Here is a 22374-nt window from a genome sequence, read left to right as displayed (position 1 = left end):
TCGGTGGATCTGGCCTTGCTGCCAGGCCCGGCGGCATCGCAGTCCGTCGCGCCGCCGGCAGTGGGAGCGCGCTCAGCCGTCGACCGGTTGCGCGGGTGTTTCCAGCAGCAACTGGTAGAAGGCCAGGTCCAGCCAGCGGCCGAACTTGAAGCCTACCTGCGGCAGCGTGCCGACATGGCGGAAGCCCAGGCGCTCGTGCAGGGTCACGCTGGCGGTGTTGCTGGCGTCGATGCCGCCGATCATCGCGTGCAGGCCCTGCGCGCGGGCGGCCTCGATCAGCGCCTGCACCACCACCCGGCCCAGGCCCTGGCCGCGGTGGTCAGGATGCACGTACACCGAGTGCTCGACCGAATACTTGTAGGCCGGGAAGGCGCGGAAGGTGCCGTAGCTGCCGAAGGCCAGCAGCGTGCCGTGCGCGTCCTCCACGCCGATCACCGGGAAGCCGCCATCGCCCTTGGCCTTGAACCAAGCCGTCATCGTGGCCGGCGTGCGCACCGCGTACTCGTACAGCGCGGTGGAGTGGAGGATGGCATCGTTGAAGATGTCCAGGATCGCGGCGGCGTGCTGGTCGTGCGTGCAGCGCACGAGGGTGTGGGCGGACATGGGGCTCTCTGGGCGAGGGAACGGCGGCCGCGCGTGGCTTCGCGCAACGGCGGCGCAGGCAGGCAGAATAAGGCGTCGGCGTCATCGTGTCCCGGTGCCCGCCGCGAAGCCCGCCTTCCTTCCTGCCTTCAAGGAGCACGCCGTGTCGATCGCCTCCGTCCGCGCCTTCTTTCAGCAGCACGCGCCCGAGGTGGAGGTGATCGAACACGCGCAGAGCACGGCCACCGTGGCGATGGCCGCCGAAGCGCTGGGCGTGACGCCGGGGCAGATCGCCAAGACCCTTGCCTTGGGGCTGGACGATGCGCTGTTGCTGCTGGTCATGGCCGGCGATGCGCGGCTAGGGCCTGTCCTCCCTCCCCGGGCAGGTCGCGCCGCCCTTGCGCGTGCCCGGGGCAAGGAAGCGGGAGGGAGTGGACGTCCGTCCACGACCGAGCAATGACGCGGCCCCGGGTGCGCGCAAGGGCGGCCCTTCGGGTTGGCGCTGCAAGGCCGCCATCTTCGCGCCGCGCGGCTTGGCCTGACGGCCAGTCAAGCCTGCGCCGCGCGACGCAAACCTGACGGCCTTGCAGCGCCAACGCGGCCTGCCCGGGGAGGGAGGACAGGCCCCCACCAGAAGTTCAAGGCCGCCTTCGGCACCAAGCCGCGCATGCTGCCGCCGGAGCAGACCCTGGCGCTGACCGGGCATCCGGTCGGCGGCGTGTGCCCGTTCGGCCTGGCCGGACCGGCGCGCATCTGCTGCGATGTCTCCCTGCAGGCGCATGCCTTGGTGTATCCGGCCGCCGGCTCGCCCAACAGCGCCGTGTGCCTGGCGCCGACGCGCCTGGTTGACCTGGTGCAGGCGCAGTGGGTGGATGTGGGCAAGGCCTGAGCGCGGCAGTCGCGACAGTGCGCTGAGGCGCGTTGGCGCGAACCGCGTCGTCGCCTCCCGAGCGCATGGCCATGGCATGCGCTTCCGGCGCTGGCTTCCCTTCGGACGCCAACCGTGGCACGGTCGCAGCATTCGCCAATGCCGCGTTTCGCGGCCTCGCAGGCGACGTCCGTTGCCACGCGGCGCCACATCGCGCCACGTCTGAATCCGTGCCCCCCGCGCGGTCGCGTTCCGACAATGGCTTAACCCGCGTGCAAGACGCCAGGGCTAGGGTTTTCACGCGGCGCACATGGCCCGCAACGCCCGGAGGTGGTCGATGTACCCGCCTGCAACCCCGTCTGCTGCTCTGCTCTCCCGTGCGCGTCGAAGCGCGTTGTCACTTGGCCTGTTGGCCGCGTCCGGCCTGTGCGCGCTGCCGGCCGCCGCGCGCGATGCCAGCCCGACCCCGGATCAGCTGCGCTGGCTGGAGCGGGTGCAGTTCGGCCTGGACAGCGCGAGCGTGGCCGCGCTCGGCCGGCAGGGCCAACGCGACTACCTGCGCGCGCAGCTGCACCCGGATGCGGGCGATACCAATCTGCCCGCGGCGGTGCAGGCACAGCTGCAGGGCTACGAAGGGCTGAACGTGTCGGCGCCGGCGGCACTGACGCAGCTGGCGGCGCGGCAGAAGGAGATCAACGCCATGCCCGACGGCGATGCCAAGGCCGCCGCGAAGAAGGCGCTGCAGGAACAGAAGAACCAGAACGTGCAGCAGGTGCGCCAGGCCGAATTGCTGCGTGCGGTCTACGACCCGGATCAGCTGCGCGAGCAACTGGTGTGGTTCTGGCTCAACCACTTCAGCGTGCAGGCCGACAAGGCGCGCGTGGGCTGGGTGCTGGGCGACTACGTCGATCGCGCGATCCGCCCGAATGCGTTGGGTCACTTCTCCGACCTGGTGCTGGCCACGCTCAAGAGCCCGGCCATGCTGGACTACCTGGACAACGCGCAGAACGCCAAGGGCAAGGTCAACGAGAACTACGCGCGCGAGCTGATGGAGCTGCACACGCTCGGCGTGGACGCCGGCTATACCCAGCACGATGTGCAGCAGCTGGCGCTGGTGCTGACCGGCGTGGGCATCGCGCCGCCCGATCGCGACGGCCCGCCCAAGCTCAAGCCGGCCCAGCAGGCCCAGTACCTGCGCGAGGGCGCGTTCGAGTTCAACCCGGCGCGCCATCAGGAGGGCGACAAGACCCTGCTGGGCCAGCGCATCGCCGGCGGCGGCTTCGACGAGGTGCGCAGCGCGGTGGAGCTCATCACCCGCCAGCCGGCGTGCGCGCACTTCATCTCCAGCCAGCTGGCGCAGTACTTCGTCGCCGATACGCCGCCGCCGGCGCTGGTGGACAAGATGGCCAAGGCCTTCCTGCGCAGCGATGGCGACATCGCCAAGGTGATGGAGGTGATGGTGAGCTCGCGCGAGTTCGCCGATGCCGGCCAGCGCAAGTTCAAGGATCCGTATCGCTACCTGGTGTCCTCGATCCGCTTCGCCTACGACGGCCAGGTGATCGCCAACCCCGCGCCGCTAGTGGGCTGGCTGGGGCAGCTGGGCGAGCAGAGCTTCGGCCGGATCACGCCCGACGGCTGGCCGCTGGCCTCCGACGCCTGGAACAGCTCGGGCCAGATGGCCAAGCGCTTCGAGATCGCCCGCGCCATCGGCGGTGGCGATGCGCGGCTGTTCACGCCCGCCAAGGCCGATGGCAAGGCCGAGCAACAGGGCGGCTTCCCGATGCCGGCCTCGCGGCTGTTCTATGCCGCGATCGAGCCGACGCTGGCGCCGGCTACGCGCGAGGCGCTGGCCAAGGCGCGTTCGCAGCAGGAGTGGAACGCCTTCCTGCTGGCGTCTCCCGACTTCAACTACCGCTGATCCCTACATCCCTGCACGAGGGTGTTCCCATGAAACGTCGTGATTTCCTCATCGCCAGCGCACTGACCGCCGCCGCCAGCGGCAGCATGGGCTGGTCCGGGCGGCTGTTCGCCGCTCCGCCGAAGGGTCGCAGCCGGATGCTGGTGGTGTTCCTGCGCGGCGGCTACGACTGCAACAACCTGCTGGTGCCGGTGGCCAGCGATTTCTACTACGACGCGCGTCCCACCCTGGCCATCGCCAGGCCCGACCCGGCCAACGACAAGAGCGCCATCGCGCTGGACGCGCACTGGGGCCTCAACCCGGTGCTGCGCGACAGCCTGCTGCCGCTGTGGCAGAGGAAGCAGCTGGCGTTCGTGCCGTTCGCCGGTACCGACGACCTGTCGCGCAGCCACTTCGAGACCCAGGACGACATCGAATCGGGCGAGGCCGGCGCCGATCGCCACGACTACCGCTCCGGCTTCCTGGCGCGGCTGTCGGCGGTGATGACCGGCGTGCCGGCGATCGCCTTCACCGACTCGCTGCCGCTGAGTTTCCAGGGCGCCGGCGAGATCCCCAACCTGTCGCTGCGCAACGATGCCAAGCCGGTGTTCGACCCGCGCCAGTCCGACATCTTGGCCGGCATGTACCAAGGCACCCAGCTGGCCAGCGCCGCGCGCGACGGCCTGGCCCTGCGCCAGCAGGTCAGCCAGGCGCTGCAGCAGGAGATGATGCAGGCCAGCCGCGGCGCGGCCAGCGCGCGCAGCTTCGCCGACGAGACCCGGCGCATGGCCGTGCTGATGCGCGACAAGTACCGGCTGGGCTTCGTCGATGTCGGCGGCTGGGACACGCACGTCAACCAGGGCAGCACCGACGGCCAGCTGGCCAACAACCTCAAGAACCTCGGCCAGGGCCTGGCGGCCTATGCCGATGCGCTGGGCGAGGACTGGAACGACACGGTGGTGGTAGTGCTGAGCGAGTTCGGCCGCACCTTCCGCGAGAACGGCGACAAGGGCACCGACCATGGCCACGGCACCACGTACTGGGTGCTGGGCGGCGGCGTCAAAGGCGGGCGCATCGCCGGGCCGCAGGTGGACGTGGCCCAGGCCAACCTGCTGCAGAACCGCGACTATCCGGTGCTGACCAACTACCGCGAGCTGTTCGGCGGCCTGCTGCAGCGCATGTGGGGCTTGAACGGCACCCAGCTTGAGCAGGTCTTCCCCGGCGCCAAGCCGAAGGATCTGCAGCTGGTGTGAGTTGCGACAAAGCGACAGGGCGCCATGGGGCGCCCTGTCGTGTCTTCAACGCGGCAGATCGAACTCAGCCGCGGCGTCCGCCGTCGAAGGGCTCGTCGGACAGATAGGCATCGCGCACCGCGCCCTTGGCCTCGTCCCAGTCCAGGCGCGAGCTGCCGCGCGCGCTGTTCCAGCCCAGGCGCAGCTCGTCGGCGACGGTGTCGTCCCACATGCGCCCGCCGAAGTCGCTGCTGAAACGCGAGCGCGTGCCATAGCGGTAGGCCGGCACGAAGTCCTCGTACTGGTGCTCCGGGCCGCGATACGGCGCACGTTCGAAGTGCGTGCGGAAGCGCTCGTCGCTGTCGGCATAGGCCAGATGGCTGCGGTCGGCGCGCTCCCAGGCATCGCGCGCGGCGGGGCGAGCCTGCTCCCATTCCAGGGTGGAGGTGCCGCGGTTGCGCGGCCATTCGCGTTCCAGCTCGGCCTCGCGCTCCTCCCAGCTGCGGCCGGGCTCGGCCTCGCGCGCCTGCAGGCCGTAGCCATAGACGCTGGCGTAGTCGCGATCGAAGTCCTTGGCCGGATCGTAGTAGGGGCGGTGCTTGTGCGCGGCGCGCCAATAGTCGGCCTCGACGGTCGGGTCGAGTTTCTCGGCCACGCCCTTGCCGACGGCGCCACCGGCGACCACGCCCACCGCAGCGCCGATCAGGGTGCCGATCGGTCCCAGGACCGAACCGGCGGCCGCGCCGACCGCGGCGCCACCGACCACGCCGCCGACGCCCACGCCGACCGGATGCGCGCCGGGCGTGCCGGTGATGGGATCGCGGTTCGGATTGGCGACGGTCTCATCGACGGTCGGGTCGTACTTGTCATTGGCCTTGCTCACTTGCATCTCCCATGTCCGGCCGCGACGTGCGACCGTTGCTGTGGGAACGACGGTGCAAGCCGCGCCGTTAACCACCCGTGGCACCGGCGTGAGCAAGTGTTCGGATGCGTTGGAGCGTTAGGTCTTGTGAGCAGGCCTGCACAAGCGTGAGCAGGGCGGATTGCGGGCCTTGCTTACGGCAGCAGCTGGATCCCGAACGGCCGCACTGCCAGGGCGAACAGCCAGAAGCACACCACGGTCAGCGCCGCGCTGGCGCCCAGCGTCCACCAGAAGCCCAGCCGCGGCAGCAGCAGGGGGAAGGCGAGGAACATCGGCAGCGTCGGTACCACGTACCAGAAGGTGTACCAGGCATGGTTGGCGATCTTCTCCGCCGGCTGCCGCTCCAGCTGCAGCCAGACCAGGGCCAGCAGCGTGACCAGCGGCAGCGCGGCGAGCAGGCCGCCGAGCCGGTCGCTGCGCTTGGCCGCTTCGGACACGACCACGACGATCAGCGCGGTGACGGCGTACTTGGCGATGAGCCAGGGCATAAGCAGCGTTCGTTTGGGAGAGAGGCGAGGCAGTCTAAGGCGCGCTCCGGGCGCAGACGACGCGCGTCACCGACCGACGCTGAAATCCCTCCACCGTCATTCCCGCGAACGCGGGAATCCAGGGACTCTTGCTTTCCCGCGTGCAGGTCGCTGGGTTCCCGCTTCCGCGGAAACGACGAAGGCCTGCGGACCGTTCTAGACTAGCCCCCTGCGCCGGAGGCTGTCCGGCGCGCTCCGCAGTCCACGTTGACTGGGAAGCCTGGCGCCTTTGCGACCCCTCCCGGGGCGCCCGTGCCGACCGTTTGGGGAAACGCGTATGCAACTTCGAATCCTGATGCTCGTCCTGAGCGTCCTGCAGGGGCGTCTGCTGATGCCAGGGCTGCTGTGCCTGCTGGTGGCCAGCATGGCCTGGGTGGCCGTGGCCGAGCCCGAGCGCGGGCCGCTGATCCTCGACATGCACCTGCACGCCCCGCCGGCGCCGGGCGCCGCGCCTGCGCCCTGTCTCGAAACCGGCGGGAGCTGTGCGGCGCCCGATGCCGCCGCCGCGCACCGGCATACCCAGGCCCAGCTGCGCCGCTACAACGTGATCGGCTTGGCCGCCGTGCAGGACAGCGGCCAGGCCATGCCGGCGTCCGAAGCGCGCGCGCCCGGCCACCTGGCGCTGGACCCGCTGCGCATCGACGCGGCGACCGAGGCGCGGGTCCAGGCGCTGCGCGCCAGCGGCCAGCTGACCCTGCTCGGTCTGCGCCGCCCAGCGGCAGAGATGGCGCTGGACGATCCACGCATGGAACCGCTGTGGCAGCTGGCCACGCGGGTGGATTTGCCGGTCGGCCTGCACCTGGGGCGCCAGGACGCCAGCCAGGCCGGCGCTGACGCCGAGCTGGAGGCGCTGCAGCACCTGCTGGCGCGGCATCCGCAGCTGCGCCTGGACCTGGTGCACGGGGCGCAGCCGCTCTCCGAGGCGCTGCTGGCCGTGCTCGATGCCCATCCGCAGGTGTACCTGGACGTCGGTCAGCTGGTCGCAGGTCAAAACCGCCCGGCCTTCTACCGCGACCTGCGGGCCATCCTCGATGCCGGCCTGGGCGACCAGGTGATGTTCGGCTCGGGCAGCCCGGCCTGGCCGGCCTCGATCGGCGCGTCCATCGACACCGTGCGCCGCGCGCCATTCCTGGATGATGGCCAGAAGCGCGACATCTTCTACAACAACGCCGCGCGCTTCCTGCGCCTGGAGCGCCAGCCGGCGCCGGCGTCGCGCACGATCTGAACGAAAAAACCGCGCGCCATCGCAGGGATGGCGCGCGGTTCGAGGCGTGCGAGGCCGCCGGCAGGCGGCCCGGCGCGGGATCAGTCCTTCAGCTCGGCCGGCACCTTGCCGCCGTTCTCGGCCAGCTTCTTCATCACCGCCTTGTGCAGGGCGATGTTCTGCTCGGCGCTGCCGGCCTCGCCGGCGTGGACGTTCAGTTCCTCGGCCAGCTCCTTGCGCGCGGTCAGGCTGGAATCCAGGTCGAGCAGCTTGAGCAGGTCGACGATGGAGTGCTGCCAGTCGCTCTTACCGCCCTTGCGCGCGGCGATGTCGGTCAACACGGCGGCGACATCGACCGGCTCGGCCGGCGTCGCGGGCGCAGGCGTCCGCGCGGGCGGGGCAATGCCGGCGGTGGCTTCGCTGCCGTCGACGATGACCACTTCGGGCTTGGCCGTGGCGCTCGGCGTGGCCGCGGTGGTGGCCTGCGGCGAGGCATGGCCGAAGATCTTGTTGACGATGCTGGAGAAGAGGCCCATCGCGATGTCTCCTTGTATGACGGTGGAACGGGGAGGCTAGCGACCCGGTCGCTCAGATCGGATGAAGCCGCCGCGTCGGCCGCGTTACGGGGCCAGCGAGATCGGCACGAAGGTGGCCTGGGTGAGCACCGGGGACTGCCATTCCTCCTTGCCGCCATGGCCGGCGTACCAGGTGCTGCCATCGCGCCTGACCAGGTAGGTGCCGTAACTCAGCGAGAACACCAGGTCGATGTCGCGCACGGTGAGGCGCTTGGGCTGCTTCACGTAGCCGGTCTTCTGGCCCAGGCCCACGGTGCCCCAGTCGGTATTGCCCCAGCCCATCGCGCTGCCGTCCTCGAACTGGGCGATGGCGTTGTACATGGACAGCTGCACCGCCTTGGGCCCACGCACGCCGGGCACCGGCAGCGGCGTCGCGGAGAAGCGCTCCGGCGGATCGTCCCGGAGCCCGTCGCCGAGCATGTAATTGCCGCGGGTGCCCCACGCGAGCAGCGTGCCGTCGCGCCGGATGGCCATCGAGGTGTAGGCGCCGGCGGCGATCGCGACCACCTCGTTCAGGCCATCGACGGCGGCGGGCAGGTCCAGCGCGGGCTCCTGCACCGGCTGGCGTCCCAACTGCCCATAGCGGTTGCCGCCCCAGGACAGCACCGTGCCGTCGCGGCGCAGCGCCAGCGTGTGCGTGAAGCCCATGGCGACCTGGGTGATGTCGGTCGCACCTGGCACGCGCACCGGCGTCAGCGCGGGCGGGCTGGCCTCGCCCCAGCGCTTGTTCGCCAGGCCGTCGCCGATCCTGCCTTCTTCGCGCCGGCCCCAGGCGCGCAGGCTGCCATCCTCGAGCAGGGCGATCGCGGTGCCTTCGCGGCCGTAGAGGTGGCGCACGGGAGGCAGCGATACCTGGACAACGCTGCTGCCGGTCCCGCCGCCCAGCCCCACGCCCGCGCCCCAGGCCAGGACACGGCCGTCCTCGGTCAGCGCATAGCCATTTTGGGCGCCGCCGGCGATCTCCCGGACGCGGGCAGGCAACGCGATCAACGTCGGCCGTGCCCAGCGCGTGCCGCCGTACTGTTGCGGGTTCGGACCAAGTTGCCCGTCTTTGAACTCGCCCCAGCCCACCACCGTGCCGTCCTCGCGCAGCGCCAGCATGGTTCCGTCCGAACCGCTGAGCTGGACGATCCGCGGCTCAGTCGCGGAGGCGGAGAGCAGGGGAAACAGGAGCAGACACAGAACCAGGAGGGTGCGCATATTGGCTTCCAGCAGGCAGGACATGCCAGAACACGCAAAACGGGGCCCGCAGGGGACGAGATCAGTACGGCGGCTTGCGCTTGGCGCGCTGGGTGCGCGCGGCCTCGGTCCACCAGGCCAGATCGTCGGCGAAGCGCGCGAAGCTCCTTTCCAGCGACTTGCCGGCCTCCTCGATCGGCTGGCCGTCCGCATCCAGCGTCTTGCCGATCGGACCGACGGTGACGGTGCTGGAGATCACCACCATGCCCATCTCCGTGAGCGTGCCGTGCCAGGCGAAACTGGCGTGCGCGCCGGACAGGCGGCCGGCCGAATAGCTGACGATGCCGGCGGGACGCCAGAACCATTCTTCGAGGAAGTGGTCGGTGAGGTTCTTCAGCCCCGGCTGCAGGCCCCAGTTGTATTCGCCGGTGACGAACACGAAACCATCGGCCGTGCGGATCTTCTCGGCCAGCGCCTCCATCGCCGGCGGCGCCTCGCCCTTGGGATATTCCTTGTACATGCGGTCCAGCATCGGCAGGTCGACCGCCTTGGCGTCGATCAGCTCGGCCTGCGCGCCGCGCGCATTGAGCGCGCGCACCGCGTATTCGGCCAGGCGGATGCCCATGCGGTCGCTGCGATAGGAACCATAGAACACGAGGATGCGGTCGGACATGGGCGCGGCCTGCTGGCAATGGGGAGAGCGATCATCACCGCTCACGCGGCAATGTCCCGTGCACGCCATCGCCGGAGGACCGATGGCGCGCCGCGCGCCCGCGCCATCGTCTAGCGCTTGCGGCCTACTTGCCCGGCCGGGCCACCGCGTACATTTCCCTGGCGATCTGCTTGAGCAGTGCGTTGTTGTCCTCGCCCTCCTTGTACAGGTCGAAGTGGGTGCGGCCGTCCAGGAAACGGAAGTCGCTCCTGGCGTGCAGACCGTCGAGCACGGCCTGGAACTTGTGCGCCGCGCCGTCCAGATAGAACGTGTCGGCGGTGCCGACGATCACGTGAATCTTGCCGTCCAGGTCGGGCCTCAGTTGCGGCCACTGCGCGGCCAGGCGTGCGGCGATGTCGTAGTGCGTCGTCCAGTACGCGGCGACCCTGGGATCGACCTTGCCGGTGTCGCGGTCGAACAGCGGCATCGGCGCGCCATCGACGCCACGCGGGGAGAACACCGATTCGTACGAGGCCAGCTGCCCGCCGTAGGGCCCCAGCACGCGCTCGATCTTGATCAGATCCTCGGCCGTCGCCACGACCTTGCCCGCCTCGCGCGCCATCGGGGCCACGCCGCCGTCGGGCAGGCGATACATGTTGGCGTTCGGGGCATAGAGATCCACGCCGGTGAAGTCGTGGAAGTCGGTGGGGTCCGGCGAAGTCGACCAGGTGCCGCCGAACAGCTTCGGGTAGCGGGTCTGTAGCCACAGCGTGGCCCAGCCGCCGGACGAGTGACCGGTGAGGAAGCGGCCGGAAGGCTTGCCGTCCATGCGGTACTGTTTTTCCAGCGCCGGGATGAGCTCTTCGGTCAGCGCCGTGCCCCACGGGCCGTTGTTCACCGAGTCGGCGAACTCGTGCGTGCCGCTGGGGACGGCCTCCTCCAGATAGACCCAGATCATCGCCGGCATCTGCTGGCGCGCCATCGCGTCCCAGGTGGTCACGATGCTGTCGGCGAAGGCGTCGTAGTTGCCGGTGAACCCGTGGGTCACATACACGGTGGGATAGCGCGTAGCGGCCTTGGCGTCGTAGCCGGGCGGCACCAGTACGCGGGCGCGCAGCCGGATCTCGCGGCCCCAGAAGGCGCTCAGCACCGGGCTGGTCATCGAGGCGTCGAAGCTGTGCGCTTTGGCCTGCGGCAGCGCGGCGCGCGCGGCCTCGGGCAGGCGCGGCGACAGCGCCCAGGGGTCGGACGTGTGCGGCACCGTCTGCGCCAGCGACAGGCTGGGCAAGGGCTTGCCCTGGGCCAGGTTCACCGCGGTGACCGCGCTGACCAGATCGCCGCCGCTGCGGCCGGTGTAGTTGTAGCTGTGGTCGACATCCAGCACGGCCTGCACGAGGTAGTCGCCGGACAGGGTGGAGAACGGGGCCGGGAAGGCGATCTGGTCCAGATCCATGTCCACGCTGCCGCCGCCTTCCAGGTGCGTCACTTCCTGCGCGGCGATGAACACCGAATGCGGCGCGGACGGATTGCCGTCGACCGCGGTGATCTGGCCGTTCCTGGACGCGGCCCGCACCGAGGCGGGGTCGCTGGCGAACACCAGCAGCCGGCCCGAGGTCGGCGCCGCGCCGGCCGGCAGGGTGATGTGGACGAAGCGGTGCGGTGCCGGCGTGTCCGCCGACGCATCGCGCGCCTGGGTGACGGGCGCACAGGCACTGAAAGCCAGCGCCAGCGAGCCGGCGACTGCAAGACGGTGCAGCATGAAGATCCCCTGGGGTTGAAGGTTGCGAGCTTTCCAACGAACGTAGTGCAGGCGTGCCGCGCGCGGCTCAGCCCTGCGGCACCTCGGGACGATAGCGGCGTTCGGCATTGGCGGCGACATCGGCCTCGGTGAACCACACCGGCCGCAGCCGGCCGGTGGTATGCAGCGGGGCCTGGTCGGCGAAGTGGGGCGAGGCCGGATCGCCGCTTTCCCCGCCCACGCTCACCGCCCAGGCCTGCGGCCCGTCGGCACCGAAGGCCACCACCGCCACGAAGCTGTTGCCCGAGGTGGTGTAGCGCAGGCGCGTGCCGGGATAGGTGCGCGATTCGGCGCTGGCCAGCGAACCCCAGCGCGAGGTCGTGAACGGCACCGGCAGGCTCGGCTTGGCATCGTCGAAGGTCTGCACGATGGCGCCATCGTTGCGCTGGTAACGGTTGATCTCGCCCCACGGCACCTGCCAGCGGCCGAAGTCGCGCTGCAGCTGATCGACCACGGCCTGCAGCACCGCCAGGCGCTGTTCGGGCGTGGCCAGGGTGGCCATCGCATCGACGCCGCCGCGATCGCGTTCGCGCGCCAGCGGGGTGATCTCCTTGAGCAGCGCATCGGCCCAGGTCACCGCCAGCGTGGTCGGCACCGAGTCCAGTCCCCAGCGACGGTCCCAGCCGGCCAGCGCGGCCATGGGGCCGGCGAGCGCGGCCTTGCGCGCATCGCCGTCGGGCAGGCCGGCGTAGTCGTGCTGCAGCAGCGGCAGCAGCGTGTCGAAGGCCGGCAGCCACGGGTCGTAGGCCGCCTCGATCAGCTGCTGCGGGGTGAAGGTCGGCCGCGCGCTCAGCACAGCGATGGCATGCGGCGCGCGTGCGTTCTCGCCGGCCTGGTCCATATAGCGCGGGAAATCGTTGGCGTTGGGGCTGTCGGCGCCGGCCGCGCTCCACGGCCAGTTGTTGGCGTTGTAGACCCAGCCGTTGCGCGGGTTGACCACCTGCGGCAGCGTGTCCAGCGCATGCAGCCCGTCCCAGGCGGTGGCCGGGTCGCTGCCGTCCACCGGCTTGCGGTAGTCCACGTGCGCATGGCGGATCGGCACGAACTGCGGATGCAGATAGGCGGTGGTGCCATCGGCATCGGCATAGAGCGTGTCGTTGGACGAGTTGGCCTGCAGCGCGGCCACCTTCATGAAGTCGGCGAAGCCGCCGGCCTTGGTGCGCAGGAACGACTGCTGCAGCGCCGCCACCGGCCGGTCCATCATGGCGAAAGCCACCCAGTGCGTGGCGTCCTGCGCGCGCACGATCGGCCCGTGGTGCGTGGCCCAGACGGTGAAGCCGCGCTGCGCCTGGCCGCCGGCCGCGGTGCGGTAGGACAGGGTGACCTGGCGCTGCTGCAGCGGCCGCAGCGTCTGGCCATCCCGGTAGCAGGGGCTGCCGTCGGCGCAGGGCGCGAGCGTCTCGACGAACTCGTCGACGTTGTCCACGCCGCTGCTGGTGTGCATCCAGCCGGCATGACGGTTGAAGCCCTGATAGACGAAGAACTGCCCCCAGGTCACCGCGCCATAGGCGTTCAGCCCCTCGTCGCTGCGCATTTGCAGCTCGGAGCGGAAGAAGTAGCTGGTGTGCGGATTGATCAGCAGCAGCGCGCGCCCGTCGGCGCTGTGCGAGGGCGCGATGGCGATGCCGTTGGAGCCGCTGGGCAGGCGCAGCTGCGGTTCGCGCTCCAGCAGTGTCATCGCCACCGGCTTGCGCTCGTGGAAGGCCTGCAGCTGGCTCAGCGCGATGCGCTCGATGTCGCCGCCGATGCTGCCTTCGCTGAAGCTCAGCGCCATCCACGGCTCGAAGTGGGTCAACAGCCGCGGCTTCACCTGCGGGTGCGCGGCCAGGTAGGCGTTGAGCCCGTCGGCCCAGGCTTGCATCAGCGTCTGCAGCCAGGCCGGGCTGGCCTGGTAGTCGGCCTGCAGTCGCGCCGGATCGTAGTAGAGCCGCTGGCGCAGGTCCTGCCACAGCATCGTCTCGCCTTCGACCTCGGCCAGCCGGCCCAGGTTGACCAGGTAGTTGGTTTCGATGCGGTTGAAGTCGTCCTCGGCCTGCGCGTAGATCATGCCGAACACCGCATCGGCATCGGTCTTGCCGTGCACGTGGGCGATGCCCCAGGTGTCGCGGGTGATCTCCACCTGCGCGGCATGCTGCTGCCAGCGGGCGCGTTCGCCGGCATCGGGCGCGGCCAGGGCGGTGGACGCCGCCAGCCCCGAAGCGAGCAGGCTGGCGGTGAGGACGAGGGCGTGTCGGGGCCTGCGGATCGAGCGGGGCAAGGGCATGGCGGCGGCGTGGTGGGGTGGCCCCGCATCCTAGCGCTCCCACCCCGCCCCGCGCCGCCGTAACTGAAGCCTCTCAGCCCCGCACCCTCCCTACCGTCGTTCCCGCGAACGCGGGAACCCATGGACGTTTACCGGAAGAGCCAGGACACAGGCCGCCCCCAAGAACGACAGCTGGGCCGCCCTACGGACTCTGATACACCACATCATCGATGGCGAAATCCACATCCGCCGGCGGCGGATCGGACACCACCATGAAGGGCTGCTTCACCGCGGTCAGGTCCAGGTCGTAGAAGGCGCTGAAGGGAATCGTCACCTGGTGCCAGTTGCCGTCGCGCACCAGCCCGTAGCTGTTGCCGCCGTTGACGAAGTCCACCCAGCTGTCGCCGAAGGAGGTGTTGATGCCGATCTTGAAGGTGCCGGTGGCGTTGGTCTTCATCTGGAACCTGAGCGAGCCGCCCGCGTAGTTGCTGAAGTTCTTGAAGCCGCTGCTGATGCCCAGCCCGTACCAGTTGTTGGCCGCGGCGTGATACGACATCACCTGGCTGCCCTCATAGGCCGCCCCGCTGTTGGGCGTCAGGTTGTTCCACAGGTACAGGTCGGTGCCGTTGCCGTAGTCCAGCTGGCCGCTGAGGCCCGCGCGCTCGGAGAACAGGCCGAAGGTGCCGGCCGGGGCGGCGTGGTCCGCGCCGATGTACAGCTCCGACCCGGGCGTGTCCTGGTACAGGCGGATGTAGTCCACCTCCATCTTGCCGGGGATGGGCGCGGTGATGCCGGCCACGTCGTGGATGCCCGGGTAGTTGCCGCCCACGGCCAGGTTGAGCAGCAGGAACTGCTGGGCATGGAACTCCTGCAGCGAGGCGCCCTGGATGTCGGAGATCGCGAACTCGAAGTACTGCTGCCCGTCGATGGACATGCGGATGTAGTTCGCATCCCAGGTCAGCCGGTAGGTGTGGAAATCGTTCTGCAGATCGACCGGGCTGTTGTAGTCGCTGCCGTAGTCGGCCTGCGAGCCGTTGTAGTCCCAGTGCACCGCGGCGCCGACGCGGCGGTTGGCCATGCCGTCGGCGATGGCCTGGGCCGAGCCGGCCTCCATCATGTCGATCTCGCCGCGCGCCGGCCACACGCCGACCGCGCCCAGCATCCAGTAGGCCGGCCACAGGCCATTGCCCACCTGCGGGATCTTGATCCGTGCTTCCAGCGTGCCGTACTTGAAGTGCATGCGGCCCTCGGTCTTCAGCCGCGCCGAGGTGAAGGGCATGCCGCCGAAGTCCTCGTGGCGGGCCTCGATCACCAGATGGCCGTTCTCCACGCGCGCGTTCTCCGGGCGGCTGGTGTAGTACTCCAGTTCGGCATTGCCCCAGCCGCAGTTGCCGATCTGGCAGCCGGTGCCGACGTCGTAGGTCCATTTGTTGCCATCGATGGCGGTGCCGTCGAAGTTGTCTTCCCACACCAGCGTCTGGGCCTGCACCGCCGGTGCGTAGCTGGCACACGCGGCGCTGAGGATCACGGCGGACGACACCGCCAGGGCACGGAATGAGCGCATGGTCTATCTCCCTTGGATGATGGCGCGACCGCCTCCGCGGCGGGGCCAGCGCCGACGCTCCTCCGCGTATGACAGCGCTGTCAAAGCCTGTTTTCGGCCATGTGCGAATTCGCGGGCTCTGTCACAGCCGTGCGTTCGCAGCGCATGAAGAACGGCGTCGTTTTTGCCGAGTCTTGCTGCATGACAACAGCGATGACACATGCAAGTGTTTGAAGTGGAAGCGTTTACTGGCGCTTTGCCCTGGCCCGGCCATCGCGCAGAATAGGGTTGCGATGTCCGCATCGGGCGGACGTGCAAACCAAGACAGGGACGTCCTGCATGTTGAAGTCCATTTTCGCCGCCGCGCTGCTGTACGCGGTCGCTGTTGCCGCGCCCGCCGCAGAAACACCCGCAAGCGAAGCCTCGGTCAGGGAACTGCTGCAGGTCACCGATGTGCGCGCGTTGGTCCAGTCCATGGAAGGCCAGATCCGGGAAACCGTCGGGCAGAACCTGCAGCGTGCGACCCAGGGGCAGGCGCTCAATGACGCGCAGCGCGCCATCATCGACAGGACCGGCAAGAAGATGCTCGATGTCATGATGGAACAAATGCGCTATGACGTCATGGAGCCGGACTACGTCCGCCTCTACATGGAGAGCTTCAGTCAGTCCGATGTCGAGGGGATGCTCGCCTTTTATCGCTCGCCCGCGGGCCAGAGCATGCTGAAGAAGATGCCGGTGTTGATGAAGAATTCGATGGCCTTGATCCAGGAGCGGCTGCAGCTGCTGCTGCCCCGGATCCAGGAGATGCAGGGCGAGATGATCGAACAGCTGCGGGCAGCCAAATCCGGGGATGCGTCCGGCAAGGAATGAGCAGGGTGCGACCCGGCGTGCGCCGCGCATGGTGATGCACGCCATCGGCGCGGCGCGGGGCTGACGGCGCATAGGGCGTGCGGCGGGGCGGGTGGCGGGCCGGATGCTGCATTGCAGGCGACGCCCGCCTCCCGCCCAGCTTAGGCTTGACGGTCCCGAAGCGATGTCCGAGGCCTCCATGCCGTTTTTCCGTGTCTTCGCGCTGGCCGCGCTGCTTGCGCTGCTGCTCGTCCCTGCCGTCCACGCGCAGCCGCGCGGGTTCCTGCGCGCGCAGGGCACGCAGATCGTCGATGAGGACGGCAAGCCGGTGATCCTGCGCGGCATGGGCCTGGGCGGCTGGATGCTGCAGGAGGGCTACATGCTGGAGCTGCCCAAGTTCGGCGCCCAGCGCGTGATCCGCCAGCACATCACCGAGTTGATCGGTCAGGACAAGACCCAGGCCTTCTACACCGCGTGGCTGGACCACCACACCACCAAGGCCGACATCGACGCGATGGGGGCGTGGGGCTTCAACTCGATCCGCCTGCCGATGCACTACGCGCTGTACACGCTGCCCGTCGAGGATGAGCCGGTCAAAGGCCGTCAGACCTGGATCGAGGACGGCTTCCAGCGCACCGACGCGCTGATCGCCTGGGCCAAGGCCAATGGCATGGTGGTGATCCTGGACCTGCATGCCGCGCCGGGCGGGCAGGGCAACGACCTCAGCATCGCCGACCGCGACCCGTCCAAGCCCTCACTGTGGGAGGACCCGGCCGCGCAGGACAAGCTGGTCGCGCTCTGGGAGCAGCTGGCGCGCCGCTACAAGGACGAGCCGGCGGTCGCCGCCTACGACCTGATCAACGAGCCGAACTGGGGGTTCACCGATCGCGCCGACGTGCACGGCTGCAAGGAGACCGGCAACGCGCCGCTGCGCGCGCTGCTCGAACGCACCACGCGCGCGATCCGCCGCATCGATCCGCGCCACATGATCGTGCTGGAGGGTAACTGCTGGGGCAGCAACTACGCCGGCGTGCTCGATGCGGGCCTGTGGGACGACAACCTGGTGCTGAGCTTCCACAAGTACTGGGACACGCCCGACCGCGCCAGCATCGCCAGGATGCTGGCGTTGCGCGACCGGCATCGGATCCCGCTGTGGCTGGGCGAGACCGGCGAGAACTCCAACGACTGGTACACCCGCACCGTGGCGCTGGCCGAAGGCCAGGGCATCGGCTGGAGCTGGTGGCCGCTGAAGAAGATCCGCTACAACAACCCGCTGCAGATCGTGCCCAATCCCGGTTACGAGGCCCTGCTGGCCTACTGGAACGGCACGGGCCCCAAGCCCTCGCCGCAGGCGGCCGAGGCGGCGCTGATGCAGTTGGCCACGCACGATGTGGCCTTCGCCAACAACCTGCAGCATCCCGATGTGGTCGATGCGCTCCTGCGCGCGCCGCATTCGGACCGGGCGCGGTCGTTCAAACCGCACCTCGTCGAGGCCGCCGGCGGGGCCTGGGCTGCCGTGGACTTCGATCTGGGACCGGACGGGGTGGCCTATCACGGCCGCACGCCGGCCAACGAATCGAGCGAGCCCGGCGGCTTGGTCTGGAATGCGCTGATGGCCTATCGCAACGACGGCATCGACCTGGGCCGCGATCGCGACGGGTCGCTGCACGTGGCCGGCCTGCAGGCCGGCGAATGGCTTCAGTACACCTTCACCGTCGCCGTTGCCGGCCGTTACGACCTGACGCTGGACATGCAGGGCGCGGGCGAGGTGGCGCTGGTGCTCAACGGCGATGCGCAGCCGGCCGCGCAGGCCGCCGGCGTGTTCCGGGGGCTGGCGCTGCAGCCGGGCACCAACACCTTGCGCATCCGCTCCGAAGGCGCGGCGTTCGACCTGAAGACGCTGCGCTTCACGCCGGCGCGCTGAAGCCTCAGCGCGCTGGCACGCCGTCCTGCCACTGCGGCCAGTGCGCGACGATGTGGTCGACCACGCGCGCGCCGACGGCATCGATGTTGCGCACGGTCTCGGGGAAGCCGCCGGCGGTCTCGCCCGGCGCGGGGTCCAGGTGCTGCAGCGTGGTCTCGCGCGGATTGCCCTGGTCGAAATTGACCGCGCCGCGCAGGCTGAGGATGCGATCGGTGCCGTGCGTGCGCTGGATCACCAGCGTCAGCGCGGCCGCCTCCATCTCGGTGATGACGTAGTCGTCGGCGCCGTAGAGTTTGGCGATGTCCTGCGCCTGCCGCGACAGGCCGGGGCCATGGAAGAAGGTATCGCCGGTCATGTGCGTGCCGGTGCCCACGAACGGCGCGCGCCGCGCGGCCGCGTCGGGATAGCGCAGGCGATACGCCCGCGCCGCGTCGGAATCGGCCAGCGGCACGCCCTGCGACAGCTGCATCGCCCAGCCCACCAGCGCCGGGTTGAGATGGAACACGCGGTAGGCCTCGTAGCCCTTGCGCGGCATGAAGGTCGACGCGCCGGGCGTGTTCTCCTCCGGCGCCCAGCGATGCCCCAGGTCGTAGTCGACCAGCCAGCTGGCCCAGTTGACCTCGCCGATGGTGCCGCGCTGCGGCGGCGTGCCGCCGACGCCGGTCAGCAGGTAATAGCTATGGGAGAAGTCGAACGCGGGATTGAGCAGGATCGCCTGCATCGAGGCGGCGCTGTTGACCTTGCCCATGCCCAGCACCGCGCCGCATACGCCCTCGGCACTGCAGTAGACCGGATTCAGCGCGCCGGGCACGGCGATGGGTTTGGCGTCGGCCCAGTAGCGCTCGTACCAGTGCTGGAACTCGCCGGCGCGGTCGCCGCTGTTGGCGCCGATCTCGAACATCGCCGCTACGAACACCTTGACCTGGATCGGCGCCGGCGTCGCGGCGTTCGCGCAGACGCTGGTCAGCCCCGCCAGGGCCGTCAGGCAGGGCAACACCACACGGGCAATCAGGGAACGCGGCATCGGCAGGCTCGGACAGGGAACAGGCGCGCCGGCAGCCCCGGCGCGAGGGCGCTCAGGCGCCGCGCAGGCGCAGCGTCAGGCCCTTGAGGAAGGCGCGCAGCAGCTGGTCGCCGCAGGGGCGGTAGTTCTTGTGGTCCGGCTGGCGGAACAGCGCCGAGAGCTCCGGCTTGGACACCGGGAAGCCGGCGGCCTCGAAGATCGCATGCATGTCCACGTCCTTGAGCTGGAAGGCCACGCGCAGCTTCTTCAGCACCAGGTTGTTGGTCACCCGCGTCTCCACCGGGCGCAGCGGCTGGCTCTCGTCGCGGCCGCGGAACTGCACGATCAGCCCGTCCAGCACGTGCGCCAGCAGCGCATCGCTGCACGGCGCGAAGCCTTCTTCGTCCTCCTTCTTCAGCGCGGCCTGCAGCTGCGCACGGTCGATGGGGAAGGCCGGGTCGGCCAGCTGTGCGATCTCGATGAGTTTGGGCTCGCTCAGATCGAGCATGTAGCGCACGCTGCGCAGGACGTCGTTGGTGATCATGGGTGGGGCTCGGCAGCAACGCCGCGTGTGCGGCAATCGCGCATTTTACGTCCTCGCGCGGACCCGCTCGTCACTCGCCTTGGCCGCAACAGCGAGGCCACCGATCCAAATCCCCGTCGTTCCCGCGAACGCGGGAACCCCTGGACGTTCGTACCGAGCGCGGGACCCACAAGCTCCCGGCTCCCCTGGACGACGGCACCCGTCACCCCTGCCCGACAGGCACCGGCCCCGAACGCGGCCCCAGCGCCCGAAACGCCAGGCGGTTGCGCCCGGCACGCTTGGCGTCGTACAGCGCCGCATCGGTCGCTTCCAGCAGCGGCGCGGGATCCGGGCCCTCGACCTGCCACGTCGCGCCGACCCCGACGCTGACGGTGACGTAGGGCCCGGGCTCGGGTGCGTTCAATCGGCGCTGTTCGACCGCGGCGCGCAGCGCCTCGGCCATGGCCTGGGCGGCCTGCGCATCGGTGGATGGCAGGATCACCGCGAACTCCTCGCCGCCATAGCGCGCCACCACGTCCAGCGCGCGCGTGCAGCCGGCGGCCAGGGTCTGCGCGACCGCGCGCAGATGGGCATCGCCGACCTGGTGGCCGAAGGCGTCGTTGAGCCGCTTGAAGTGATCGATGTCGATCATCAGCAGCGCCAGCGGCTCGCCGGAGCGGCGCGCGCGCTGCCATTCGCGGCTCAGGGCGGCATCGAACTCGCGGCGGTTGGCCAGTCCGGTCAGCGTGTCCACGCGCGCCAGCGCATGCAGCTCCTCGCGTTCGGTCATGGCGCGCAGTTGCAGCAGCACGCTGCGCGCGCCATAGCCCAGCAGCGCGAACACGAAGCCGCCGATCGCCCAGCGCGGATGCCCGCCGACGATCATCGCCGAGGTGACCAGTACGCTGATGGGCAGCAGCAGCGGGCTGCCGGCGCGCACGATCGAGGCCAGCCGCGGCAGCTGCCAGCCGGGCCGCGCATCGGGTACCGGGCGCAGCGCCAGCGACACCAGCAGCAGGAACGGCACGTCGATCAGCAGATCCCACAACGCCCCGAACTGGCCGTCCGCGGGTTCGCCGTGGTTGATGTAGGCCGCCACGCCCAGATAAACCCAGGCGAAGGCGGCCTGGCTACCATGGAAATGGCGCTGGGCCGCGGTGCCGGCGGCCAGCCAGCGCAGCACCGAGAAGACGGCGATGAAGGCGTTCTCCACGTCCAGCATCAGGGCCAGCCGGTCTAGCCCATCCTCGCTGGCGCTGCTCAAGGTGGCGAAGGTGAAGGTGTGGACGAAGAACAGCAGGCCCAGCGCGATCGCCATCAGCGCATCGAGCAGGCGCAGCGGCCACCCTTCGCCCTGATGACTGGCCAGGACGAAGGTGAGCGGCACCCCGTAGAGCACGTACAGCAGGACGCTGGCACCGGAGGTGGACGAGGTGTTGCCGAGTACCGTGGTCTGCAGCATGTTGACGCCCATGCCACCGGCCCACAGCAGCAGGCCGATCGCCAGCGCGATCCAGCCGCTGGCCGCCACGTTGCGTCGGCTGCGCCACAGGCAGGCGGCCGCGGCCAGCAGCGGCGCGCCGAGCAGAAACGCGAACGACACCGCCTCGGCATGGGCGGGTAGTGCCCACATCGCCGCCGCGTGGATCAACAGATATAGCCAGGGCAGCATGCGCACGCCGTCGGGTCCTCCCTGGGCCTCACCATACGCGGCCGCGAGCGCGGCTCACAAGCCGGTGCGCCAGACACGATGCAGCCATCCCATCGCGCAGACGCGCCCGTCGCCGCCGCGGGATTAGCATGGCCGCCCCCCGAGTCCGCACAGGTGCCTGCATGCCCGATTCCACGATGACCGCCATCGCCATCCGCGACGGCAAGGGCGCGGCCGACGCGCTGCATCCGGTGCAGGTGCCGCGCCCGGTGGCGGCCGAAGGCCAGGTGCTGATCCGCGTGCATGCCGCCGGCATCAACCGGCCGGATCTGCTGCAGCGTCAGGGCCACTATCCGCCGCCGCCCGGCGCGCCGGAGACGCTGGGGCTGGAAGTGGCCGGCGAGGTCGTCACCGGCGCCGGCCGCTGGCAGCCGGGCGACCGCGTCTGCGCGCTGCTGGCCGGCGGCGGCTATGCGCAGTACGTGGCGGTGGACGCGCGTCAGGTGCTGCCGCTGCCGGAAGGCTGCGACTTCGTCCATGCCGCGGCGCTGCCGGAGACGGTGTTCACCGTGTTCGCCAATGTGTTCGAGCATGGCCAGCTCAAGGCCGGCGAACGGCTGCTGCTGCACGGGGCCACCTCGGGCATCGGCGTGATGGCGATCCAGATGGCCAAGGCCGCCGGCGCGCAGGTGCTGGCGACCGCGCGCGGCGCGGACAAGGCCGTGCAGGCGCGCACGCTGGGCGCCGACATCGCGGTGGACACCCGCGCCGGTTCGTTCGTCGAGGCGGCCAAGGCGGCCGGCGGCGTCGATGTGTCGCTGGACATGGTCGGCGCCAGCGTGTTCGCCGACACGCTGGCGGTGCTCAACCCGCGCGGCCGCATCGTCTACATCGCCGCCCAGGGCGGCGGCACGCTGGAAGTGCCGATCATGGAACTGATGCGCCGCCAGGCCGTGCTGACCGGCTCGACCCTGCGTCCGCGCAGCGCGGAAGAGAAGGGCCGCCTGGCCACCGAGATCGAGCGCCGCGTCTGGCCGTGGATCGCGCAGGGCCAGGTGAAGGTGCTGGTCGACCGCACCTTCCCGCTGGAGCAGGCCGCGCAGGCGCATGCCTATCTCGAAGCCGGCCAGCATCTGGGCAAGGTCGTGCTGACGATGGCGTGATCCGAGCGCCGCTTCGGCCCGCACCCGACGTGGCATCATC

At 69.9% G+C, this 22374-nt stretch carries 20 protein-coding genes; 8 read left to right on the top strand and 12 right to left on the bottom strand.

Annotation, left to right across the window (positions count from 1 at the left end; genetic code table 11):
* Positions 1-72 precede the first annotated feature (72 nt).
* Positions 73-603, bottom strand: a complete 531-nt coding sequence (locus MWN52_RS15825) for a GNAT family N-acetyltransferase (protein WP_130535029.1) — start codon at positions 601-603, stop codon at positions 73-75.
* 142 nt (positions 604-745) lie between these two features.
* Between MWN52_RS15825 and MWN52_RS15820 the strand changes: the two genes are divergently transcribed.
* The 4 genes from MWN52_RS15820 (at position 746) to MWN52_RS15805 (ending at position 4600) form a co-directional block, all read left to right on the top strand.
* A complete protein-coding gene (locus MWN52_RS15820; protein WP_286575450.1) occupies positions 746-1042 on the top strand; it encodes a YbaK/EbsC family protein in 297 nt (98 codons plus the stop codon).
* Positions 1043-1249: 207 nt separating this feature from the next.
* Positions 1250-1471, top strand: coding sequence for a YbaK/EbsC family protein (locus MWN52_RS19685; RefSeq protein ID WP_425608048.1), 222 nt, complete (start codon positions 1250-1252; stop codon positions 1469-1471).
* Positions 1472-1787: 316 nt separating this feature from the next.
* Positions 1788-3368, top strand: a complete 1581-nt coding sequence (locus tag MWN52_RS15810; protein ID WP_286575448.1) for a DUF1800 domain-containing protein — start codon at positions 1788-1790, stop codon at positions 3366-3368.
* A 29-nt stretch (positions 3369-3397) separates the two neighbouring features.
* Positions 3398-4600 carry a DUF1501 domain-containing protein gene (locus tag MWN52_RS15805; RefSeq protein ID WP_286575447.1) on the top strand — a complete coding sequence of 401 codons (1203 nt, stop codon included), beginning with the start codon at positions 3398-3400 and terminating at the stop codon, positions 4598-4600.
* 64 nt (positions 4601-4664) lie between these two features.
* Here MWN52_RS15805 and MWN52_RS15800 read toward each other — a convergent pair whose 3' ends face one another.
* Together MWN52_RS15800 and MWN52_RS15795 are read right to left on the bottom strand one after the other, a co-directional pair.
* Entirely contained in the window at positions 4665-5462 is a 798-nt protein-coding gene (locus MWN52_RS15800; protein ID WP_286575446.1) for a hypothetical protein, read from the bottom strand.
* A gap of 173 nt (positions 5463-5635) precedes the next feature.
* Positions 5636-5989 carry a DUF3147 family protein gene (locus MWN52_RS15795; protein ID WP_130516726.1) on the bottom strand — a complete coding sequence of 118 codons (354 nt, stop codon included), beginning with the start codon at positions 5987-5989 and terminating at the stop codon, positions 5636-5638.
* Between the two features lie 316 nt (positions 5990-6305).
* Here MWN52_RS15795 and MWN52_RS15790 point away from each other — a divergent pair, with 316 nt between their 5' ends.
* Positions 6306-7253, top strand: coding sequence for an amidohydrolase family protein (locus MWN52_RS15790; RefSeq protein WP_286575444.1), 948 nt, complete (start codon positions 6306-6308; stop codon positions 7251-7253).
* Positions 7254-7333: 80 nt separating this feature from the next.
* On the opposite strand, the gene MWN52_RS15785 is transcribed toward MWN52_RS15790, so the two are convergent.
* From MWN52_RS15785 to MWN52_RS15760, 6 genes are all read right to left on the bottom strand, one after another.
* On the bottom strand, positions 7334-7768 hold the full coding sequence (locus tag MWN52_RS15785) for a DUF3597 domain-containing protein (RefSeq protein ID WP_130516731.1): 435 nt from the start codon (positions 7766-7768) through the stop codon (positions 7334-7336).
* A gap of 84 nt (positions 7769-7852) precedes the next feature.
* Positions 7853-8908: an RCC1 domain-containing protein gene (locus MWN52_RS15780; RefSeq protein WP_286575441.1), complete on the bottom strand. Its 1056-nt coding sequence runs from the start codon at positions 8906-8908 to the stop codon at positions 7853-7855.
* Between the two features lie 160 nt (positions 8909-9068).
* Positions 9069-9659: an NADPH-dependent FMN reductase gene (locus MWN52_RS15775; RefSeq protein ID WP_286575440.1), complete on the bottom strand. Its 591-nt coding sequence runs from the start codon at positions 9657-9659 to the stop codon at positions 9069-9071.
* Between the two features lie 124 nt (positions 9660-9783).
* The gene (locus MWN52_RS15770; protein WP_286575437.1) at positions 9784-11397 is read right to left on the bottom strand and encodes an alpha/beta hydrolase; all 1614 of its coding nucleotides are present in this window, start codon (positions 11395-11397) and stop codon (positions 9784-9786) included.
* A 67-nt stretch (positions 11398-11464) separates the two neighbouring features.
* Positions 11465-13699 (bottom strand): penicillin acylase family protein, encoded by a 2235-nt coding sequence (locus tag MWN52_RS15765; RefSeq protein WP_286575436.1) that lies wholly within the window; start codon positions 13697-13699, stop codon positions 11465-11467.
* 181 nt (positions 13700-13880) lie between these two features.
* The gene (locus MWN52_RS15760; protein ID WP_286575435.1) at positions 13881-15242 is read right to left on the bottom strand and encodes a glycoside hydrolase family 16 protein; all 1362 of its coding nucleotides are present in this window, start codon (positions 15240-15242) and stop codon (positions 13881-13883) included.
* 318 nt (positions 15243-15560) lie between these two features.
* Between MWN52_RS15760 and MWN52_RS15755 the strand changes: the two genes are divergently transcribed.
* Together MWN52_RS15755 and MWN52_RS15750 are read left to right on the top strand one after the other, a co-directional pair.
* Complete coding sequence (locus MWN52_RS15755; protein ID WP_286575433.1) at positions 15561-16091, top strand: DUF2059 domain-containing protein; 531 nt, start codon at positions 15561-15563, stop codon at positions 16089-16091.
* Between the two features lie 178 nt (positions 16092-16269).
* Positions 16270-17994, top strand: coding sequence for a cellulase family glycosylhydrolase (locus MWN52_RS15750; protein WP_286575431.1), 1725 nt, complete (start codon positions 16270-16272; stop codon positions 17992-17994).
* 4 nt (positions 17995-17998) lie between these two features.
* Here MWN52_RS15750 and MWN52_RS15745 read toward each other — a convergent pair whose 3' ends face one another.
* The 3 genes from MWN52_RS15745 to MWN52_RS15735 all read right to left on the bottom strand — a co-directional run bounded on the left by MWN52_RS15745 (position 17999) and on the right by MWN52_RS15735 (position 21192).
* Complete coding sequence (locus tag MWN52_RS15745; RefSeq protein WP_286575429.1) at positions 17999-19018, bottom strand: purine-nucleoside phosphorylase; 1020 nt, start codon at positions 19016-19018, stop codon at positions 17999-18001.
* A gap of 52 nt (positions 19019-19070) precedes the next feature.
* Positions 19071-19541: a YehS family protein gene (locus MWN52_RS15740; RefSeq protein WP_286575428.1), complete on the bottom strand. Its 471-nt coding sequence runs from the start codon at positions 19539-19541 to the stop codon at positions 19071-19073.
* Between the two features lie 202 nt (positions 19542-19743).
* Positions 19744-21192 carry a GGDEF domain-containing protein gene (locus MWN52_RS15735; protein WP_286575426.1) on the bottom strand — a complete coding sequence of 483 codons (1449 nt, stop codon included), beginning with the start codon at positions 21190-21192 and terminating at the stop codon, positions 19744-19746.
* Between the two features lie 161 nt (positions 21193-21353).
* Here MWN52_RS15735 and MWN52_RS15730 point away from each other — a divergent pair, with 161 nt between their 5' ends.
* Positions 21354-22334: an NAD(P)H-quinone oxidoreductase gene (locus tag MWN52_RS15730; RefSeq protein ID WP_286575425.1), complete on the top strand. Its 981-nt coding sequence runs from the start codon at positions 21354-21356 to the stop codon at positions 22332-22334.
* The last annotated feature ends 40 nt before the right edge of the window (positions 22335-22374 follow it).

Source organism: Pseudoxanthomonas winnipegensis (assembly GCF_030322905.1).
Lineage (GTDB): Bacteria > Pseudomonadota > Gammaproteobacteria > Xanthomonadales > Xanthomonadaceae > Pseudoxanthomonas_A > Pseudoxanthomonas_A winnipegensis.
Note: the sequence above shows the minus strand (reverse complement) of the source record. Positions and strands in the feature narration are given on the sequence as shown.

Excerpts from the sequence above, each read along its gene's own strand:
- MWN52_RS15750 (WP_286575431.1), top strand. The coding sequence starts at position 16,270 with ATGCCGTTTTTCCGTGTCTTCGCGCTGGCCGCGCTGCTTGCGCTGCTG.
- MWN52_RS15805 (WP_286575447.1), top strand. The coding sequence starts at position 3,398 with ATGAAACGTCGTGATTTCCTCATCGCCAGCGCACTGACCGCCGCCGCC.
- MWN52_RS15760 (WP_286575435.1), bottom strand. The coding sequence starts at position 15,242 with ATGCGCTCATTCCGTGCCCTGGCGGTGTCGTCCGCCGTGATCCTCAGC.
- MWN52_RS15790 (WP_286575444.1), top strand. The coding sequence starts at position 6,306 with ATGCAACTTCGAATCCTGATGCTCGTCCTGAGCGTCCTGCAGGGGCGT.
- MWN52_RS15795 (WP_130516726.1), bottom strand. The coding sequence starts at position 5,989 with ATGCCCTGGCTCATCGCCAAGTACGCCGTCACCGCGCTGATCGTCGTG.
- MWN52_RS15785 (WP_130516731.1), bottom strand. The coding sequence starts at position 7,768 with ATGGGCCTCTTCTCCAGCATCGTCAACAAGATCTTCGGCCATGCCTCG.
- MWN52_RS15755 (WP_286575433.1), top strand. The coding sequence starts at position 15,561 with ATGTTGAAGTCCATTTTCGCCGCCGCGCTGCTGTACGCGGTCGCTGTT.
- MWN52_RS15810 (WP_286575448.1), top strand. The coding sequence starts at position 1,788 with ATGTACCCGCCTGCAACCCCGTCTGCTGCTCTGCTCTCCCGTGCGCGT.
- MWN52_RS15780 (WP_286575441.1), bottom strand. The coding sequence starts at position 8,908 with ATGCTGGCGCTGCGCGAGGACGGCACGGTGGTGGGCTGGGGCGAGTTC.
- MWN52_RS15730 (WP_286575425.1), top strand. The coding sequence starts at position 21,354 with ATGCCCGATTCCACGATGACCGCCATCGCCATCCGCGACGGCAAGGGC.
- MWN52_RS15770 (WP_286575437.1), bottom strand. The coding sequence starts at position 11,397 with ATGCTGCACCGTCTTGCAGTCGCCGGCTCGCTGGCGCTGGCTTTCAGT.
- MWN52_RS15740 (WP_286575428.1), bottom strand. The coding sequence starts at position 19,541 with ATGATCACCAACGACGTCCTGCGCAGCGTGCGCTACATGCTCGATCTG.
- MWN52_RS15735 (WP_286575426.1), bottom strand. The coding sequence starts at position 21,192 with ATGCTGCCCTGGCTATATCTGTTGATCCACGCGGCGGCGATGTGGGCA.
- MWN52_RS15775 (WP_286575440.1), bottom strand. The coding sequence starts at position 9,659 with ATGTCCGACCGCATCCTCGTGTTCTATGGTTCCTATCGCAGCGACCGC.
- MWN52_RS15745 (WP_286575429.1), bottom strand. The coding sequence starts at position 19,018 with ATGCCGCGTTCCCTGATTGCCCGTGTGGTGTTGCCCTGCCTGACGGCC.
- MWN52_RS19685 (WP_425608048.1), top strand. The coding sequence starts at position 1,250 with ATGCTGCCGCCGGAGCAGACCCTGGCGCTGACCGGGCATCCGGTCGGC.
- MWN52_RS15765 (WP_286575436.1), bottom strand. The coding sequence starts at position 13,699 with ATGCCCTTGCCCCGCTCGATCCGCAGGCCCCGACACGCCCTCGTCCTC.
- MWN52_RS15825 (WP_130535029.1), bottom strand. The coding sequence starts at position 603 with ATGTCCGCCCACACCCTCGTGCGCTGCACGCACGACCAGCACGCCGCC.